This is a genomic window from Gemmobacter lanyuensis (assembly GCF_014652355.1).
In the GTDB taxonomy this organism is placed as follows: domain Bacteria; phylum Pseudomonadota; class Alphaproteobacteria; order Rhodobacterales; family Rhodobacteraceae; genus Gemmobacter; species Gemmobacter lanyuensis.
On the sequence record NZ_BMYQ01000008.1, the window covers coordinates 62178 to 80327 of the forward strand.

Below are 18150 nucleotides of genomic sequence, written 5' to 3' on the forward strand. Positions count from 1 at the left end.
GCAAGGCTGCGGCCCCTTTTTCTTGTGCGGCTGCGGCAAGGGCGTTAAGCCAGCGCCATGGATGCAGGGATCACATTTTCCGGGGTCGATTACAGCGTGCAGGGCAAGTCTGTCCTGCAGGGGGTGACGCTGTCGATGACGGCGGCGCGGATCGGCATTCTGGGGCGGAACGGATCGGGGAAGACGACGCTTCTGCGGCTGGCGGCAGGGCTTTTGCCGCCCACGGCGGGCAGCGTGCAGGTGGCGGGGGTGGACCCGGCCAAGGATCGGCGCGCGATGTTGCGGGCGGTGGGGATCCTGTTTCAGAACCCTGATCATCAGATCATCTTTCCGACGGTCGAGGAGGAGCTGGCCTTTGGCCTGCGGCAGATGGGCCTTCCGGCGGCCGTGGCGCGCGGGCGCGTGCTTGCGATGCTCGAGGCCGAGGGGCGCAGCCATTGGGCGGGGGCGACGGTTGCCGCGCTGAGCCAGGGGCAGAAGCAATGGCTGTGCCTGATGGCGATCCTGCTTATGAAGCCTGCGACGCTGCTGCTGGATGAACCCTTTGCCGCGCTGGATCTGCCAACGCAGGCGCGGTTGAGCCGGCGCCTCGCCGCCCTGCCCCAGCGTCTGATCACAATCAGCCATAGCCCGGAGTCCGTTGCGTCCTGCGACCAGATCGTCTGGATCGAGGGCGGGCGGGTGCAGATGTGCGGGGCCCCCGAAACTGTCCTGCCCGCCTTCCGTGCCGAGATGGCCCGTCTTGGAGAGGTCGATGCTGACACTGACCTCGCCGGTTGAGACGGCATTCCACCGGCTTCCGGCAGGGGTGAAGCTGGGGGCCGTGGCGCTGGGGTCGGTGCTGGCCTTGCAGGTGACCAGTCTGGCGGGGGTCGGGCTGCTGCTGGCGGGGCTGGCTGCGGCCTATCTTTCGCAGGGGGTGGTCTTTGCCCGGGCGGCCGGGCGCCAGATTTCGGGGCTTTGGCCGGTGGTGGCGGTGATCCTCGTCTGGCACGGCTGGACGGGCGCCTGGGCAGCCGGGGCGGTGGTCTCGGGGCGGATGATCTTTGCCATCGGCCTTGCGACATTGGCGACGATGACCACCCGGCTTGAGGCGATGCTGATGCTGGCCGAGCGGGCGCTTCAGCCGCTGGCGCGTCTGGGGATCAACCCCAAGGCGATCGCGCTGGCCATGGCGCTGGTCATCCGCTTCACGCCGGTTCTGCTGGACAAGGCCGCACAACTTGTGCAGGCATGGCGCGCGCGAAGCCCCCGGCGGGCCGGTGCGCGGATCGTGCTTCCGGTGGCCCTTGCGGCCCTGGACGATGCAGAACAGGTGGCCGAGGCCCTGCGCGCGCGGGGCGGCCTGTAAGGAGACCATCATGGAACGCAATCTGACCCATATCGCGCTGTTTGCGGCGCTGATCGCCGTGCTGGGGCTGGTGCCGAAGATCGACCTTGTGTCGGGCGTACCGATCACGGCGCAATCGATGGGCATCATGCTCTGTGGGACTGTGCTGGGGGCCCGTCGGGGCGCGCTGGCGGTTCTGTTGTTCCTCGCGCTGGTGGCGCTGGGGTTGCCGCTGCTCTCGGGCGGCCGTGGGGGTATCGGTGTGTTCATGGGCCCGTCGATGGGCTATCTGGTGGGCTTCCCCATCGCAGCCTTCGTGACCGGGCTGATTGTCGAGAAATGGCAGGGCCCGATTGCGGTTGCGGCCTTTGCCGGGGCGGTGATCGGCGGGATCGTCGTGCTGTCGGGCTGCGGGATCGTGGGCTTCCGCGTCTATTCGGTGCTGATCGCCGAGGGTGTGGCCGATGCCAAGACCTTCACTTGGGCGCAGGCGGTGGCTGCGGCATCGCCCTTCATCATCGGGGATGTCATCAAGGCCGGTCTGGCTGCGGGCATCACCCGGGGTCTGGCGCGGGTGCGTCCGGCTTCGGTCCTGTCGCGGTCGTAAGGGCTGTTGACCTTTGCGGAAAAGGCGGCCCTTCGGGGCCGCCTTTTTCATGCCTGAAGGACAAGTGCGGTGCCGATACCGCCCGCCGCGGCGATGGCGGCAAGTCCCATGCCCACATCAAGATCATGGAAAAGCCGCGCGGCCAGAATGGCGCCCGAAGCCCCGATGGGGTGGCCCCGTGCCAATGCCCCGCCCTTCAGGTTCACGCGATCCTCTGGCAGGCCGGTCGCGTCGAGACAGGCGAGCGCCTGCACGGCATAGGCCTCCATCATTTCCACGCGGTCCATCTGATCGGGATGTCGGTTCAGCTGCGCCAGCACAGCGCGAATGGCGGCGACGGGGGCAAGGCCCGGCTCTTCGGGTCTTGCACCAAGCGTGGCACTTGCGGCGATCAGCAGGGCGCGCGGCGCCTGTGCCGCCCGATCCGCGCCAGTGATCACGACAAAACCCGCAGCATCTGCCGCGACAGCCGTGGTGGCCGCGGTGATGCTGCCCACCAGCACCGGGGCGCGGGCGGCAAGGCGCGGCGTCAGGTTGCGGGTAAAGGCATCACGCCCCTGCCCCAGCAGCGGCAGGATTTCGGGCTGCGAGGCTTGGGCGAGTGCGTGCGAGCGGATGGCCCATGCCTCTTGCCGGATGCGCGAAATGCCGAGGCGGTCGGCCAGCGCGGCGGCGGCGGCGGTCATCTCGGGGTCGCGGTCGGGCCAGGGGGTGAAGGGTGGCTGGTCATAGGCGCGGGGCGGCTCACCGGGCGCCGTGGCATAGCGCAGCGGGCGGCGCGAATAGCTTTCCGCCCCACCCGCCACCACAACGCGCGCCAGCCCCGCCTGCACCAGTGCGGCGCCCAGTACGATGGCATCCAGCCCCCCCGCACATTGCCGATCGATGCTGAGCCCCGCCACCCGTTCCGGCAGGCCCGCAGCCAGTGCGGCCACCCGCGCCGGGTTTCCCCCGGCCCCAAGGGCATTGGACAGGATCAGCTCGTCCACCTCATCCGGCGCGACACCGGCATCGGCCAGCGCAGCGCGGATCACGGGGGCGGCAAGCTCATGCGGGGTCAGCGAGGCAAAGGCCCCCCCGCGCGGCATGACTGGGCTGCGGCGCGCGGCAATCAGAAAGGCGGTCATGCCACGACCCCCGCCAGCGCCTGCAAATCAGTCTTGCCCGAGGGCAGCACCGGCCATTCCGCCACCCAGACGATGCGCCGCGGCGCCTTGAGCGGCCCCAAATCGCGCCGCAACCGGGCAAGGATCGCGCCCTCGGCCGTGACATCGCCCTGCAGGCAGGCCACCAGCACCACCCCCCGCCGCGCATCGGGCTGCGGCAGCACCGCGGCGGCCTGCACCCCCGGCAGGGACAGGATCAGGGCCTCAATCTCTTCGGGCTGCACGGTCTGATCGGCGATCTTCACGCGCCGCCCCGCGCGACCGGTCAGATAAAGATAACCCTCTGCCAGATGGCCGATCTCACCGGGGCAGACCCAGCCGTCTTGCCAGAGGGCCGACCCCGGCACCCCGGCATAGCCCTGCGCCAGATAGGGCGAACGGACCCAGAGCAGGCCGTCGCGGTCCTCGATCTCTACCCCGGGATAGGGGCGGCCCACACTGTCGGGCGGGGTGGCGGCGTCGGAGAGGGAGATGAAGCTGGTTTCGGCAGCGCCATAGAATTCCACCACCTGCGCCGGGCTGCGGGTCTGCAATTCCGCGCGCAGAGCCGGGTCCAGCTTGGCGCCCCCAATGATCACCTGCCGCAGATCGGGCCAATCGACCCCGGCGGCCACCAGCGCGCGCATCTGCGCGGGTGTGGCGTAAACCAGCGCGATCCGCCGTTCGGCCAGCGCGCGGGCCTGCCGATCCGGGCGCACCCCATCCAGCAGGTGCAGCGTCGCGCCCAGATGCAGCGCCTCGACCGCGCCATAAAGTGCAAGGGAGTGGACAAGCTGCCCCAGGACCGCCACCGCGACCCCCGGCCCGATGCCGAATAGCCGCGCGTTCTGGGTGAAACTGGCGATCCAGCTCGCCTGCGCCCGCAAAATGCGGCGCGGCGTGCCCGAGGTGCCGCCGGTCAGCGTCTCAAACAGGCCCGCGCCCTCAGGCGGTGGCCCATCGCCACCGATGCGGAAGGCCGGGGCGCCCAGGGCGGCCTGCAAAGCCACCACGCCGGGAACGGGCGCCAGCACGACCGGGCGATCGGCCGGGGTTTGCGGACCATGCAGCCCCCCCGCCGCATCGACCACCCGCGCCGCGGGGTGCCAGCCAAAGCGCATGGCCCGGGTCAGGCCTTCAACACCGAAACGGCCCGGCGCAGCGCGAGCAGATAGCCCTCGGTTCCGAAGCCCGCCATCACGCCATCGGCCCGCAGGCTGACATAGGAATGATGGCGAAAGCTTTCGCGCTTGTGGACGTTGGAAATATGCACCTCGAACACCGGGCCTTCAAAGGCGTTCAGCGCATCCAGAATCGCAACCGAAGTATGCGTGTAGGCAGCCGGGTTGATGATGATGGCCGAAGCCGCTTCGCGCGCCTCATGGATCATCTCGACAATCGCGCCTTCGTGGTTCGACTGGCGGAACACCACCTCGGCCCCCAGCTCGGCCGCCAGCGCTTCGCAGCGGGCGGCGACATCGGCCAGTGTTTCGCGGCCATAGATCTCGGGCTGGCGCAGCCCCAAAAGGTTGAGGTTGGGACCGTTGAGGATATGGATCGGTTTCATGCCAGCCGCCTGTTTTCACTTTGGCCGCAACGATAACGCCCCGCCCCCGGCATGACCAGCCCGCCCTGCTGCCCCCCCTTGCATGGCGCGACCATCGCGTTATGTTCGGCCCAAGTGAGGACGACCTCCGCCAGCTTGGCCCCGGCACCGGGAATTTGACGGGACGACCCGACCAGCACAGGGAACGCCCCATGAGAAAAACCGCAGACCGAATCCGCCACGCGCTCAGCTTTGAACTGCTGGGCCTTGCCATCGTCACGCCCTTGGGCGCGGTGGTCTTTGATCACCCGATGGGTGAGATCGGCGTGGTGGCCGCCGTCAGCGCCACCATCGCGACGCTGTGGAATTACCTTTATAACCTGATCTTCGATCATGCCCTGCTGCGGCTGCGCGGCACGGTGCGAAAGACGCTGGCCATCCGCGTGGGTCATGCGGTGCTGTTCGAGACGGGGTTGCTGGCCGTGCTGATCCCCTTCATCGCGCTTTATCTGGGGATCGGGCTTTGGGATGCGCTGATGATGGATCTGGCCTTTGCAGGCTTTTACCTGGTCTATGCCTTCGCCTTCAACTGGGCCTATGATCTGGTCTTTCCGGTCCCGCAGCCGGACGGCGCGTAAAAAAACGCCCGGTCCCCCTCCTCCGGGGTCCGGGCGCAGGTATGCTGGATCGGGCCTGTCAGGCCACCTTTTCCAGCGCCACTTCGGGGGTGATGCCAAGCGCATGGCAGACATCACGGGACAGATGGGGGCGGTTCAGGGTATAGAAGTGCAGGTCTTCCACCCCTTCCGACAGCAGCGTGTCACACAGCTCGGTGCAGAGCGCGACCGAGAGCAGCTCTTCCCGGCCATCACGCTTGGCGGCGGCATAGGCATCGTCGAGCCATTGCGGCACTTGCGCCCCGCAGCGGGCCGAGAACTTCTTGACGCCTGCGAAATCGGTGATCGGCAGGATGCCCGGAATGATCGGTGCGGTGATCCCTTCCTTCACGCAAAGATCGCGGAAGCGCAGGAAGGTTTCAGCCTCGAAGAAGAACTGCGTGATCGCGGCCGAGGCCCCGGCCTCCAGCTTGCGCTTGAGCCAGCGCACATCCTGCGCCGTATCGGCGGCATCGGGATGCGGTTCGGGATAGGCGCCGACGCGCAGGGTGAAATTGCCGGTGGCGGCCAGCGCCTCGATCAGCTCGACCGAATTGGCAAAGCCTTCGGGATGCGGGGTGAACCGGGTGGCGCCCTTGGGGGCATCACCGCGCAGCGCCACGATGTTCTTGACACCCGCCGCCGCATAGGCCGCCGCGATTTCAAGCGTTTCGGCGCGGGTGGCATCGACGCAGGTCAGGTGCGCGGCAACATCCAGCCCGTAATTCTTGCCGATCGTCGTCACCGCCTCATGCGTCAGCTTGCGGGTGGTGCCGCCAGCGCCATAAGTGACCGAAACGAACTCGGGCTTCAGCGGCGCAAGCATCTGCACCGTTTCCCACAGTTTGAACGACGCATCGAGCGTCTGGGGCGGGAAGAACTCGAAAGAGATTCGCGGTGCGGTCATGGTCGGCTCCTGTTTCGGATGCCCCCTTGTGCCGAAAAATCGAATGTGAGACAAATTCATAATTCTCAAGATGAACATGAGGATCATTCATGTACTTTGAACTGCGTCACCTGCGGACGATCCGCGCCATCCATGAGGCCGGGGGGCTGGCGCGGGCCGCCGATCTGCTGAACATGACGCAAAGCGCGCTGTCGCATCAGGTGAAGGGGCTTGAGGATCAGGCCGGGGTGGAACTGTTCGTGCGGCGGTCGAAACCCCTGAAACTGTCCGCGGCAGGGCAGCGCATGTTGCGGGTGGCCGACCGCGTTCTGCCGGAAATCGAGGCGCTGGAGGATGAATTCCGTGCCCTTCTTTCGGGCAAGACCGGGCGGCTGCATATCACATTGGAATGTCACGCCTGTTTCGACTGGCTTTTCCCGGTGCTTGAACAGTTCCGCCACAGCTGGCCCGATGTGGATGTCGATATCCGCGCCGGTCTGGCCTTTGACGCCCTGCCCGCGCTGGAACGCGAGGAGGTGGATCTGGTCATCTCCTCGAACCCGAGCGAGATCCCCGGTGTCGTGTTCAACCCGCTGTTCGACTATCACCCCACGCTGGTTGCAGCGGCGCAAAACCCGCTGGCCGCCAGGGCGGAAATCACCGCCGAGGATCTGCGCGACCAGACGCTGATCACCTATCCCGTGAGCCGCGACCGGCTGGATGTCTTTACCGAACTGCTGACCCCCGCCCGGGTTGAACCGCGCGGCCACCGCCAGGCCGAACTCACGGCGGTGATCCTGATGCTCGTCGGGTCGAACCGCGGGGTTTCTGTCCTGCCGGACTGGGCGCTGCGCGGGCTGAAGGGCAATCCCGATTACGTCACCCGCCCGCTGGCCGGAAACGTGACCAAACGCCTTTACGCCGCCACCCGGACCGAGGACGCGACCCAGCCTTACATGGCGCATTTTCTGCGACTGGGGCGCACAGAGGCGGTGAAACTTCAGCGCAGCTAGGTTAGGCTGTCCCGGATTTGCCGGAACATTTCAAAAGACAGGGTTTCCATGGGCCGCACGCTGACCTTCAACAACGCTGCGAATGAATTCGTGCAGGGGTTTTCCTTCAACAATGTCGAAATCACCCTTTTCATGCGGGGCGGCGATGATGCTGTCGATCTGAACCGCGCGGACGACTTTGGCGGCGGCAATACCGTTCACATGGGGCTGGGCCATGATACCGTGGTGAACCGCGCCGAACAGGGCAACCTGATCACGCTGGGGGATGGGCGCGACACCTATGTCGGCACGGGGTTCGGGTCCTTTGGCACGGACCGGGCCGATACGGTTCTGGGTGGACTGGGCAATGACCTGTTCGCCGTCACCACCTTCAAAAGCGATTACCGCGGCGAAGCGGGGAATGATCGCTTCATCTCGGTCGGCTGGCAGAACAGCTTTCGCGGCGGCACCGGCACCGACACCATCAGCTACGAAGCCCGCAATGATGACAGCACCACCCGCGGCACTGGCGTGACCATCGATCTGGGCGCCGGTCTTGCGCAGACTGGCGCCAACCGTTTCGAAACGCTGCTCAGCATCGAAAATGCCATCGGCTCTCCCTCGGGCGATACGATCTTTGGCACCGGCGGGGCAAATCGTCTGGTGGGCGGCGGTGGGTTCGACGATCTGGTGGGGCGCGGCGGGGCGGATACCTTTGTCTGGCGCAACCGGGCCGAGGCGCAGATGACCCCGAGCAGTGCCGATTTCGTGCTGGATTTCAGCCATGCCCAGGGCGATCAGCTGGACCTGCGCGGCATCGATGCCATTGCAGGCACCGCCGCAAATGACGCCTTCCGCTTTCTGGGGACCGGCGCCTTCACTGGCCAGGCGGGAGAGCTGCGCCTTGGCGCGGCACAGGCCATCGGCGACGTGACGGGCGACGGGATCGCCGATCAGGGCCGCGTGCTGGGTGGCGATACCAACGGCGACCGCCAGGCCGATGTGGGCCTGGTGCTGGTCAATGTCGGCGGCCTTCAGGGCGCGGACCTGATGCTCTGACCGTCAGTACTTGGCCGGCACATACAGTTCGGGCGGCAAGACGGCGCGTTCGTAATCGGGGTTGAAGACGCGGTCGGGCAGCAGGATTTCGTCATGCGGCACCGGCTTGTAGGGCACGAGGCCAAGCAGATGGTCGATACAGTTCAGCCGCGCGCGCTTCTTGTCATTCCCTTCGACGATATACCAGGGCGCCTCGGGGATATTGGTGCGGGCCATCATATCTTCCTTGGCCTTGGTATAATCCTCCCACCGCACCCGGCTTTGCAGATCCATCGGCGACAGTTTCCACTGTTTCATCGGATCATGGATCCGCATCAGAAAGCGGAACTGCTGTTCCTCGTCGGTGATGGAGAACCAGTATTTCACCAGCCGGATGCCTGACCGCACCAGCATCCGTTCAAACTCCGGCACGTCGCGGAAGAACTGTTCGACCTCCTCCTCGCTGGCAAAGCCAATGACCCGCTCAACCCCGGCGCGGTTGTACCAGCTGCGGTCAAACAGCACGATCTCGCCGCCCGCTGGCAGATGCGGCACATAGCGCTGAAAATACCATTGCGAGCGTTCCCGGTCCGACGGCGCAGGCAGCGCAACTGTCCGCACCACCCGCGGGTTCAGGCGCTGCGCGATCCGCTTGATCACGCCGCCCTTCCCCGCACTGTCGCGGCCTTCAAAGATCACCACGACCTTTTCCCTGCTGTGCTGCACCCAGTCCTGCAGCTTGATCAGTTCCGACTGAAGCCGGATCAGCGCATGCATATAGGTGGCTCGGTCCAGCGCATCGGGGTGGCGGTCCTTGTAGATGCGGGCGATCTCCTCGGAAATCGCGACATCTTCCAGCTCCAGCTCGTATTCCTCGTCCAGCGTATCGGCCAGCTCGGCGGCCAACCAGTCACGGCCGGGCAATTCCTCAGACATTTCCGGGGCCAGAACGGGGGGCAGATCAGCGGGCATGGGAACCTCCTTCATCACGCGCGGACCCAACCATGGCAAGGTCACGGTTTTGCGACAGCCAGATGACATTTCCCAGACACACGCCGCCCCTTCACAAAGCCGGCCTTTCCGGCTAGAAGCCCCCCCTTGAACATCCGCGACATGACCGAACCAGAGACGAGGAAGCCCGATGCAAGGCAGCGCCAACCTGAATGTTATGATCAAGGCGGCCCGCAAGGCCGGGCGCAGCCTCGTCAAGGATTTCCGCGAAGTGGAAAACCTGCAGGTTTCGGCCAAGGGCCCCGGCGACTTCGTGACCAAGGCCGACCGTGAGGCCGAGCGCATCATCAAGGAAGAACTGATGACCGCCCGCCCCAGCTATGGCTGGATCGGTGAGGAAACCGGCGAAGAGGCCGGGCAAGACCCGACCCGCCGCTGGATCGTCGATCCGCTGGACGGGACGACCAACTTCCTGCACGGCATCCCGCATTGGGCCACCTCGATCGCGCTGGAACACAAGGGCGAAATCGTTTCGGCGGTGATCTTCGACGCGGCCAAGGATGAACTCTACTGGGCCGAAAAAGGCGCGGGCGCCTGGATGAACGACAAGCGTCTGCGGGTGTCGGGCCGCCGTTACATGCATGAAGCACTGTTTGCCACCGGCGTGCCCTTCGCGGCCAAGACCGGCCTGCCCGCCACGCTGCAAGATCTGGCGCGGCTGATGCCCGCCTGCGCCGGTGTGCGGCGTCTGGGGTCGGCGGCGCTTGACCTCGCCTGGGTGGCGGCGGGCCGCTACGACGGGTTCTGGGAACGCAACAACAAGGTCTGGGACATCGCGGCGGGCTTGCTGCTGGTGAAAGAGGCCGGCGGCATGGTCGCACCCGTGCGCGTGGATGGCGATATTCTTGGCAGCGGGTCGCTGATCTGCGCCAATGACCCGCTGTTCGAGTCGCTCTGCAAGGTCATCCGCGGCGAGTGATCGCGCAAAAGACCGAAGGATCGGGCGCCCTGCTGCCAAATGGCCGGGGCGCCCTTTTTCTTTGGCAGATCATCAAATCATATGGCCAGAAACGCAAAAACCGCAGCAGGGCTGCGGCTTGCGTTGGGCATCTTTGGAAATTGGTCGGGGCGGCGGGATTCGAACTCGCGACCTACGGTACCCAAAACCGTCGCGCTACCAGGCTGCGCTACGCCCCGACTGCGCTTTCTCTAACCGCCTGACGCGGCAAAGGAAAGCCCTAATTGCCTGCTTCGCCGCAGGGCCAGGCTGCCTGATCGGCGGGAATGCCGGGATGGCGCAGCTCGGTTCCCGGGGCAATGCCCATGCGTTCAGCCAGACCGCCGTTGATCTCCAGCACGAAGCGCACGCCTGTGCCGCCATCGATCACGGTTTCGTCCTCGGGTACGGCATTGGCATGCACATGCGTCACGCGCCCTGTGGCATCGGCAAAGATCATGTCGAGCGGGATCAGCGTGTTCTGCATCCAGAAGCGCGCATGCTGCGGCGTCTCGTAGATGAACAACATGCCCGCCGAACTGGACATGCTTTCCCGGAACATCAGCCCCTGCGCCCGTTCGGCAGCATCATCTGCCACCTCGACGCGGAACTGGGCCTGCCCGAAATCGCCCCGCAGATCGATGCGGGCCGGGTCGCAGGCCGGATCGGCAAGGGCCGCGCCCGCCAAAGCGGCGAGCGCGAGTGTCAGTCCTGCGGTCGTGCCGCTGCTTCCCATGATACCACCTGAACGGCCATGCGGCCGCGTTTGCCTTCGATGATCCGCAGACAGACGGCTTCTCCGGCCAGCAGGTCAGCAAAGCCCGACATGCGCAGCACCTCGATATGGATGAACACATCTTCGGGACGGCCAAAGACATTGGCAAAACCAAAACCCTTGGATTTGTCGAACCATTTGACACGGGCCGGTTCCAGGGGCCGCGCCGCGATTTCCTCGGCGGTGGCCAGCCCCTGTTCTTCGCCCAGCGGGAAGGCAACACCCGAGGGCGGTTCGATCCGAACCACCTCGACCGCCTGCACGCCGCGCTGCGTATTTTGCACCATGACCGTGATCCCGGTGCCATCGGCAACCGAGCTTTGACCATAGTTTCTCAGGACATTCGCATGCAGCAGGATGTCGGACCCACCTTCGTCACCGATGATGAAGCCGAAGCCCTTTGCTGGATCGAACCATTTGACCTTGCCATGCACTTCTCGAGGCATGACCATATTTTCTTCAGACATAGTGAGAGCCGTTCCCCAGTTTGACCCTTCCTGCGTTCAATCCGTCAATCCTGCGGCGTGTTCAAGCGAAAATGCACAGAATTTCAGGCCCTGATTTTCACGAAGCGTGAAAATCAGGGGTTGAGCCGTGCAATTTTCCACGGGTCCGCCATTGTTTCACGCGTCCAGCGAAAGCGGTCATGCAGGCGGAAGGCGCCGTCGGCCCAGAATTCGATCTCGACCGGGCGGATGCGGAAGCCGCCCCAGAAGGGCGGGCGGGGCGGGTTCGGCCCCTTCAGCGCGGTGACCTTGGCCACCTCGGCCATCAGCGCCCCGCGCGAGGACAATGGTTCGCTCTGCCGCGAGGCCCAGGCCCCCAGACGTGACTGCAGGCTGCGGCTGGCGTAATAGGCATCGGCGGGTGGGCCTTCCTCACGCGTGACAAGCCCCCGCACGCGGACCTGGCGGCGCAGGCTTTTCCAATGCATGACGAAAGCAGCCTTGCCCGAGGCGGCAAGTTCGTGCCCTTTGGCGCTGCCGTAATTGGTGTAAAAGACGAAAGCGCCGCCGCCCTCGCCCTCGGTCTCGATGTCTTTCAACAACACCATACGCACATTGGGCAGCCCGTCGGGATCGACCGAAGCCAGCGCGATGGCATTGGGATCATTGGGTTCTGTCGCCTCGGCTTCGGTCAGCCAGGTGCGGGCGATGGCGAAAGGATTTTCCCCTGCAAAGATGCCAGAGCGGTCCATGGTGTCTCCTCATAAGGGTGCGCGGGCACCGGTGTGCTGCGGGGCCGCCGGTGCCGTGACGTGATTGCGCGGCACCGTCGCACCTGACCCCCGGGGTTTCAAGCACGTTCGCGGCATCTTTGGGGTGGAAATGGCGCTCGAAAGATCACGGGCAAGACCGCTGTAATGCGCCTGATCTGCCGCCCTTGATGGATCGGGCGCATTGCCCTACACCTGCACGCCAGACCACATAACAAGAGGGACGACATGTCTTCGGGATTGCTGGCCGGCAAACGCGGGCTGATCATGGGGCTCGCCAATGACAAGTCGATCGCCTGGGGCATTGCCCAGGCCTGTGCGGCACAAGGGGCAGAGCTGGCGTTTTCCTATCAAGGCGAGGCGCTGCTGAAGCGCGTTCAGCCGCTGGCGGCAAGCATCGGGTCGTCAACCTTCATCGAATGTGACGTGGGCAGCGAAGAGTCGCTGGACGGCCTGTTCGACGCGATCAAGGCGAAATGGGGTTCGGTCGATTTCGTCGTCCACGCGATCGGCTTTTCCGACAAGAATGAACTGCGCGGCCGCTATGTCGATACCTCGCGCGGCAATTTCACCATGACGATGGACATTTCGGTCTACAGCTTCACCGCTGTCTGCCAGCGTGCCGCGGCGATCATGGCACCGGGCGGCAGCCTGCTGACCCTCACCTATTACGGCGCCGAAAAGGTGATGCCGCACTATAACGTGATGGGCGTGGCCAAGGCGGCGCTGGAAGCTTCGGTCAAATATCTGGCAGAGGATCTGGGCAAGGACGGCATCCGCGTCAATGCGATCTCGGCCGGTCCGATCAAGACGCTGGCCGCAAGCGGCATCGGCGACTTCCGCTACATCATGAAGTGGAACGAGCTGAACTCGCCGCTGCGCCGCAATGTCACGCAGGAAGAGGTCGGCAAGGCCGCGCTTTACCTGCTCTCGGATCTGGGGTCGGGCACCACGGGGGAAAACCTGCATGTGGATGCGGGCTATCACGTCGTGGGCATGAAGGCGGTGGACGCGCCCGATATCGACGTTGTGACGGGGCGCAAGGAATGACACTGGCCGCGTTCCTCGCCCTGGCTTCGGTGCAGATGATGGCGGCCATCAGCCCCGGCCCTGCCGTGCTGATGACGGCCCGCACCGGAATATCGCGGGGAATGCGGGCTGGCGTGTTTCTGGCCGCTGGCATCGGGGCGGGGGCGGTCTTCTGGGCCGCCTGCGCGCTTTTCGGGCTGGGGGTGATCTTCAAGGTCGCCCCTGCCCTGCTGACGGTGCTGAAAGTCGTCGGCGGCCTCTGGCTGGTCTGGATTGCCATCCAGATGTGGCGCCACGCGGCCGAGCCGCTGGGCGACAGTGACGACGCGGCCCCGCCCACCGCCCGTGCGGCCTTCTGGCGCGGGATCACGGTGCAACTGGCCAACCCGAAGCCGGTGGTCTTTTTCGGCGCGGTCTTTGCCGGGCTGGTGCCGCCGGATACCGCGCTCTGGATCAAGGCCGCGCTGCTGGCCGTGGTCTTTTCGACCGATTTCCTGTGGAATGTGCTGGTCGCGCGGCTCTTTTCGCTGGATCGCACCCGCGCCGTCTATCTCTCGCTCAAGACGCTGATCGACCGGGTCTTTGGCGGGTTCCTTGCCCTTCTGGGCGCGAAGATTGCCCTGACCTGAGGGGATGAACCCATGACCGGCGCCGCCTTCCTTGCTGCAACATTGCTGCATCTGCTTGCGGCGGCCTCGCCCGGACCTGCGGTGCTGCTGACGGCGCGGACCGGTGTCACGCGTGGCTTCCGCACGGCCGTCTGGTTGGCGGTAGGGATCGGGCTTGGTGCCTGTTTCTGGGCGACGGCGGCCTTTCTGGGGCTTGCCGTGCTGTTCAAGGCGGCGCCTGCGCTGTTCTGGGGGTTCAAGATCGCGGGGGGCCTTTTCCTTTGCTGGATTGCCTTCCAGATGTGGCGCCATGCGGATGAACCGCTGAACATGGAAACCGAAGGTCAAGCGGCGCGCTCGCCGCTGTCGGCCATCCGGCTGGGCATCACCACGCAGCTTGCCAATCCCAAGGCCGCCGTCTTCTTCGGCGCGGTCTTTGTGGGAACGGTGCCGCCCGGCACCTCTGCGCCGTGGCTGTTTGCACTGCTGGCCATGATCTTCACCAACGAACTTCTCTGCAATGCCATCGTGGCGCGGCTGTTTTCCCTGTCCGCCCCGCGTCAGGCCTATGCCCGCCTGAAACGCTGGATCGACCGCAGCTTTGGCGGCATCCTTGCGGTGCTTGGCGTCAAGATCGCCACCCTTTGAAGGAGCAAGACCATGATCGACCGCCTGCCCCATGAAAAAGGCTTTCACGTCAGCTGGGACCAGATCCACCGCGACGCCCGCGCGCTGGCTTGGCGGCTGGACGGCAAGGGTCCGGGCGAAAACGGCAGTTGGAAAGCAGTCGTGGGCATCACCCGCGGCGGTCTGGTGCCGGCGATGATCGTCTCGCGCGAGCTGGACATCCGCGTTGTCGATACGATCTCGGTCAAAAGCTACAACCATCAGGACCGCACCGAAGCGGTGGTGACCAAAAGCCCGCAGGCCGATCTGATGGGCGATGGCACCGGCATCCTGATCGTGGATGATCTGGTCGATAGCGGCAAGACGCTGGAGCTGGTCCGCAGGCTCTATCCCAAGGCGCAATTTGCCACCGTCTATGCCAAGCCGCATGGCAAGCCGCAGGTGGATACCTATGTGACCGAGGTCAGCCAGGATACCTGGATCTTCTTCCCCTGGGACATGGCGCTGCAATACGTCCAACCCTTCCGCGGTCGCGACTGAACCGCCGGCCACCGCCGGGGCGCGGCCCCGGCCCTACGCGCTGCTGACCCCGAGGCTGACACCATGACCCTGCCGCTCAATCCCGCGATGGCCGCGACCTTCCCCCCGCCGGTGATGGAGGCGCGGCGCTGGCTGCAGGGTGTGACCTTCAGCCCCGACCGCCCGCTGATCAATGTGAGCCAGGCCGCCCCGGTGGAAAGCCCGCCGCTCGGCCTGCGTCAGGCGCTGGCCGAGGCCGCGCTGAACGATCCGCAGGCGCATCTTTACGGCCCTGTCCTGGGCCTGCCGGAGCTGCGGGCCGAGATTGCAGATCAATGGTCGGCCGCCTATGGCGGCGCCATCGCCCCCGCGCAGGTCGCCATCACGCAGGGCTGCAATCAGGCCTTCACCGCGGTGATGTCCACCCTTGCCGGTGCCGGGGATGAGGTGATCTTGCCGACGCCCTGGTATTTCAACCACAAGATGTGGCTGGACATGCAGGGCGTGACTGCCGTGCCGCTGGCAACCGGCGCCGATCTGCTGCCCGATCCCGAACGGGCGGCCGCGCTGATCACCCCGCGCACGCGGGCCATTGCGCTGGTCAGCCCGAACAACCCCGGCGGGGTCGAATACCCCGCGGCGCTGCTTGCGGCCTTCCGCGATCTTTGCCGCGCGCGGGGTATCGCCCTGATCCTTGATGAAACCTACCGCGATTTCGACAGCCGCGAGGGGCGGCCGCATGATCTGTTCGCGGACCCCGACTGGGCGGATGTGCTGATCCACCTCTATTCCTTCTCCAAGGCTTACCGCCTGACCGGGCATCGCGTGGGCGCGATCGTCGCGGCCGAAGATCGTCTGGCCGAGGTCGAGAAATTCCTCGACACCGTCGCCATCTGCCCCGGCCAGTTGGGCCAGATCGGTGCGCTCTGGGGGATGCGGAACCTCGCGCAATGGGTGGCAGGCGAACGGGCCGAGATTCTGGCCCGCCGTGCGGCCATGGTGGCAGGCTTCAGCGCGCTGCAGGGCTGGCGGCTTTTGGGCTGCGGGGCCTATTTCGCCTATGTGGAACACCCCTTCGCCGCCCCCTCGCCCGATCTGGCGCGGCGGCTGGTGCAGGAACAGGCGGTGCTGATGCTGCCCGGAACCATGTTCCAGCCCGACACGCATCCCGAACGCCAGCAGCAGTTCCGCATCGCCTTTGCCAATGTCGATACCGCGGGGATTGCCGCGCTCTTTGACCGGCTTGCCCGCGTGCAGGGCTGATCGCCCGCCCCCTCCCCCGACCTGCGCGGGCGGCGCCACTTGCCGCGCGCGCATCGACCGCTTAGAACCGAGCCAAACCCTTGCAACGCAGGCCAGACATGACCAAAGACACCGAAACCGACAGCCCGAAACGCAAGCGCCGCGGGACTTCGGTCATGGCCTGGGTACTGATGGCCATGGTCGTCGGCGGTCTGGGGGGCTATGGCGTCACCAATTACGGCAGCGCCAAGATGAGCATCGGCACCGTGGGCGACCGCGAGATTGATGCGAACCGCTATTTCCGTGCCCTGCGTGCCGAGATGAACGCCATGGGCCAGCAGCTTGGCACCCAGATCGATCTGCCCGCCGCGCAGGGCCTTGGCATCGACGCCCGTGTACGTCAGTCGCTTGTGACCACGGCCGCACTGGACAATGAGGCCGCACGCATCGGCCTGTCGATGGGCGACGCCCGTGTCGCGCAGGACATCGCCGGAATGGATGCCTTCAAGGGGGCTTCGGGCAGCTTTGACGCGGAAACCTACAAGTTCACGCTGAAACAGAACAACCTGACGCAGGCCGAATTTGAAACCGGCATCCGCGAAGACCTGTCGCGCGCGCTGCTGACCGGGGCGGTGTCGGGCGGCTTCCTTGCCCCCGCCACGGCGACGGACACGCTGCATGCCTTCATCGCCGAACGCCGCGCGCTGTCGATCCTGTCGCTTACCGAATATGCACTGAAAACCCCGCTGGCCGCACCGGATGATGCCGCGCTCAAGGCCTACTACGACGCCAATATCGCGGCCTTCACCGCGCCCGAGGCCAAGCGCATCACCTATGCCGCGCTGCTGCCCGAAGATCTGGCCGCCACCATGCCAGTGGATGAGGGCGAGCTGCGCGCGCTGTATGATTCGCGCAAGGACGAATACCTCAAGCCGGAACGGCGTCTGGTGGAGCGTCTGGTCTTTGCCTCGGAGGACGAGGCCAAGGCCGCCAAGGCGCGTCTGGATGCGGGCGAAAGCTTTGATGCGCTGGTCGAGGAACGTGGGCTCAAGCTCATGGACATCGATCTGGGCGATGTGTCGAAGGCCGAACTCGGCGCCGCGGGCGACGGGGTCTTTGCCCTGACCGCCCCGGGTGTCGCCGGGCCGCTGCCGTCCGATCTGGGGCCGGCGCTTTACCGCATGAATGCGGTGCTTGCGGCGCAGGAAACCACCTTTGAACAGGCCAAGGCCGATCTGACCACCGAATATCAGATGGATGCCGCGCGCCGCGCCATTGCCGACAAGGTCGAGGCCATCGACGATGCGCTGGCAGGGGGCGCTACGCTGGAGGATCTGGCAAAAGAGCAGGGCATGACGCTGGCCACGATCGATTTTTCGGCCAAGTCGGATGAAAAAATCGCGGGCTACCCCGCCTTCCGCGAGGCCGCGAGCAAGGTGCAGGAAGGGGATTTCGCCGAAGGTGTGCAGCTGGATGATGGCGGGCTGGTCGCCCTGCGTCTGGACGAGATCGTCCCCGCCACGCCGATCCCGTTCGAAGAGACTCGCGAGGCCGTGACCGAAGGCTGGCGCAAGGACGCGCTGCACAAGGCCCTGCTGGCCCGCGCCGAAGAGATCAAGACCGAGGTCGCCGCCGGGGCCAATATCGGTGCCTACGGCATCATCGACCAGGCGCCCGAGATTGCCCGCGACGGATTTGTCGAAGGGGTGCCGAACACGCTGCTCCCCGCCGCCTTCAAGCTGAAGAAGGGCGAGGTCGGCGTGGTGGAAACGCCGGATTACGTTGGCCTCGTGCAGGTCGATGACGTGATGCCCGCCGCCGCCGATGATGCCGATGCGAAGGCGCTCAAGACCGCGATTGCGGCGCAGATCGAACAGGGCATGGCGCAGGATGCGTTCCAGCTCTTCTCGGCGGGGCTGGCCGCGCAGGCTGGCATCACCATCAATCAGGCGGCCATTGACGCCGTCCACGCCCAGATGCGCTGAA

At 65.6% G+C, this 18150-nt stretch carries 21 protein-coding genes and 1 tRNA gene; 13 read left to right on the forward strand and 9 right to left on the reverse strand.

Features of this window, described 5'->3' with window-relative positions; translation table 11 throughout:
• Nucleotides 1–57 precede the first annotated feature (57 nt).
• The 3 genes from IE101_RS13095 to IE101_RS13105 are packed head-to-tail and all read left to right on the forward strand — an operon-like array spanning nt 58 to nt 1937.
• Nucleotides 58–780 carry an energy-coupling factor ABC transporter ATP-binding protein gene (locus tag IE101_RS13095; RefSeq protein ID WP_189634302.1) on the forward strand — a complete coding sequence of 241 codons (723 nt, stop codon included), beginning with the start codon at nt 58–60 and terminating at the stop codon, nt 778–780.
• Complete coding sequence (locus tag IE101_RS13100) at nt 755–1351, forward strand: energy-coupling factor transporter transmembrane component T family protein (RefSeq protein ID WP_189634303.1); 597 nt, start codon at nt 755–757, stop codon at nt 1349–1351. Before IE101_RS13095 ends, IE101_RS13100 begins: the two co-directional genes overlap by 26 nt.
• A gap of 10 nt (nt 1352–1361) precedes the next feature.
• On the forward strand, nt 1362–1937 hold the full coding sequence (locus tag IE101_RS13105; protein WP_189634304.1) for a biotin transporter BioY: 576 nt from the start codon (nt 1362–1364) through the stop codon (nt 1935–1937).
• Between the two features lie 47 nt (nt 1938–1984).
• Here IE101_RS13105 and IE101_RS13110 read toward each other — a convergent pair whose 3' ends face one another.
• Genes IE101_RS13110 through aroQ form a run of 3 tightly spaced genes read right to left on the reverse strand, consistent with a single transcriptional unit; the run spans nt 1985 to nt 4649 of the window.
• Entirely contained in the window at nt 1985–3064 is a 1080-nt protein-coding gene (locus tag IE101_RS13110; protein WP_189634305.1) for a thiolase family protein, read from the reverse strand.
• Complete coding sequence (locus tag IE101_RS13115) at nt 3061–4203, reverse strand: AMP-binding protein (RefSeq protein ID WP_189634306.1); 1143 nt, start codon at nt 4201–4203, stop codon at nt 3061–3063. The genes IE101_RS13110 and IE101_RS13115 overlap by 4 nt, the downstream gene beginning before the upstream one ends.
• A gap of 8 nt (nt 4204–4211) precedes the next feature.
• The gene (aroQ, locus tag IE101_RS13120) at nt 4212–4649 is read right to left on the reverse strand and encodes a type II 3-dehydroquinate dehydratase (protein WP_189634307.1); all 438 of its coding nucleotides are present in this window, start codon (nt 4647–4649) and stop codon (nt 4212–4214) included.
• 191 nt (nt 4650–4840) lie between these two features.
• On the opposite strand from aroQ, the gene IE101_RS13125 reads away from it, so the two are divergent.
• Complete coding sequence (locus tag IE101_RS13125) at nt 4841–5266, forward strand: PACE efflux transporter (protein ID WP_189634308.1); 426 nt, start codon at nt 4841–4843, stop codon at nt 5264–5266.
• A gap of 58 nt (nt 5267–5324) precedes the next feature.
• Here the strand turns inward: IE101_RS13125 and metF are convergent, their stop codons facing one another.
• On the reverse strand, nt 5325–6191 hold the full coding sequence (gene metF / locus IE101_RS13130; RefSeq protein WP_189634309.1) for a methylenetetrahydrofolate reductase [NAD(P)H]: 867 nt from the start codon (nt 6189–6191) through the stop codon (nt 5325–5327).
• An 89-nt stretch (nt 6192–6280) separates the two neighbouring features.
• On the opposite strand from metF, the gene IE101_RS13135 reads away from it, so the two are divergent.
• Nucleotides 6281–7183 carry a LysR family transcriptional regulator gene (locus IE101_RS13135; protein WP_189634310.1) on the forward strand — a complete coding sequence of 301 codons (903 nt, stop codon included), beginning with the start codon at nt 6281–6283 and terminating at the stop codon, nt 7181–7183.
• A gap of 48 nt (nt 7184–7231) precedes the next feature.
• On the forward strand, nt 7232–8221 hold the full coding sequence (locus IE101_RS13140) for a calcium-binding protein (protein WP_189634311.1): 990 nt from the start codon (nt 7232–7234) through the stop codon (nt 8219–8221).
• 3 nt (nt 8222–8224) lie between these two features.
• Here the strand turns inward: IE101_RS13140 and ppk2 are convergent, their stop codons facing one another.
• Complete coding sequence (gene ppk2, locus IE101_RS13145) at nt 8225–9172, reverse strand: polyphosphate kinase 2 (RefSeq protein WP_373296120.1); 948 nt, start codon at nt 9170–9172, stop codon at nt 8225–8227.
• A 169-nt stretch (nt 9173–9341) separates the two neighbouring features.
• Between ppk2 and IE101_RS13150 the strand changes: the two genes are divergently transcribed.
• Entirely contained in the window at nt 9342–10130 is a 789-nt protein-coding gene (locus IE101_RS13150; RefSeq protein WP_189634312.1) for an inositol monophosphatase family protein, read from the forward strand.
• Nucleotides 10131–10271: 141 nt separating this feature from the next.
• On the opposite strand, the gene IE101_RS13155 is transcribed toward IE101_RS13150, so the two are convergent.
• From IE101_RS13155 to pdxH, 4 genes are all read right to left on the reverse strand, one after another.
• Nucleotides 10272–10348 (reverse strand) — tRNA-Pro (locus tag IE101_RS13155).
• A gap of 41 nt (nt 10349–10389) precedes the next feature.
• Nucleotides 10390–10884: a DUF192 domain-containing protein gene (locus tag IE101_RS13160; RefSeq protein WP_189634313.1), complete on the reverse strand. Its 495-nt coding sequence runs from the start codon at nt 10882–10884 to the stop codon at nt 10390–10392.
• Complete coding sequence (locus tag IE101_RS13165; protein WP_229804169.1) at nt 10854–11369, reverse strand: cold-shock protein; 516 nt, start codon at nt 11367–11369, stop codon at nt 10854–10856. The genes IE101_RS13160 and IE101_RS13165 overlap by 31 nt, the downstream gene beginning before the upstream one ends.
• Nucleotides 11370–11503: 134 nt before the next feature.
• On the reverse strand, nt 11504–12121 hold the full coding sequence (pdxH, locus tag IE101_RS13170) for a pyridoxamine 5'-phosphate oxidase (RefSeq protein WP_189634315.1): 618 nt from the start codon (nt 12119–12121) through the stop codon (nt 11504–11506).
• 246 nt (nt 12122–12367) lie between these two features.
• On the opposite strand from pdxH, the gene fabI reads away from it, so the two are divergent.
• The 6 genes from fabI (at nt 12368) to IE101_RS13200 (ending at nt 18149) form a co-directional block, all read left to right on the forward strand.
• The gene (fabI, locus tag IE101_RS13175; RefSeq protein WP_189634316.1) at nt 12368–13189 is read left to right on the forward strand and encodes an enoyl-ACP reductase FabI; all 822 of its coding nucleotides are present in this window, start codon (nt 12368–12370) and stop codon (nt 13187–13189) included.
• Nucleotides 13186–13797 (forward strand): LysE family translocator, encoded by a 612-nt coding sequence (locus tag IE101_RS13180; RefSeq protein WP_189634317.1) that lies wholly within the window; start codon nt 13186–13188, stop codon nt 13795–13797. The genes fabI and IE101_RS13180 overlap by 4 nt, the downstream gene beginning before the upstream one ends.
• A gap of 12 nt (nt 13798–13809) precedes the next feature.
• Complete coding sequence (locus IE101_RS13185; RefSeq protein WP_189634318.1) at nt 13810–14424, forward strand: LysE family translocator; 615 nt, start codon at nt 13810–13812, stop codon at nt 14422–14424.
• Nucleotides 14425–14436: 12 nt separating this feature from the next.
• Entirely contained in the window at nt 14437–14943 is a 507-nt protein-coding gene (gpt, locus tag IE101_RS13190) for a xanthine phosphoribosyltransferase (RefSeq protein ID WP_189634319.1), read from the forward strand.
• A 63-nt stretch (nt 14944–15006) separates the two neighbouring features.
• The gene (locus IE101_RS13195) at nt 15007–16185 is read left to right on the forward strand and encodes an aminotransferase (RefSeq protein WP_189634320.1); all 1179 of its coding nucleotides are present in this window, start codon (nt 15007–15009) and stop codon (nt 16183–16185) included.
• Nucleotides 16186–16283: 98 nt separating this feature from the next.
• Nucleotides 16284–18149 carry a peptidyl-prolyl cis-trans isomerase gene (locus IE101_RS13200; RefSeq protein WP_189634321.1) on the forward strand — a complete coding sequence of 622 codons (1866 nt, stop codon included), beginning with the start codon at nt 16284–16286 and terminating at the stop codon, nt 18147–18149.
• Nucleotide 18150 lies beyond the last annotated feature (1 nt).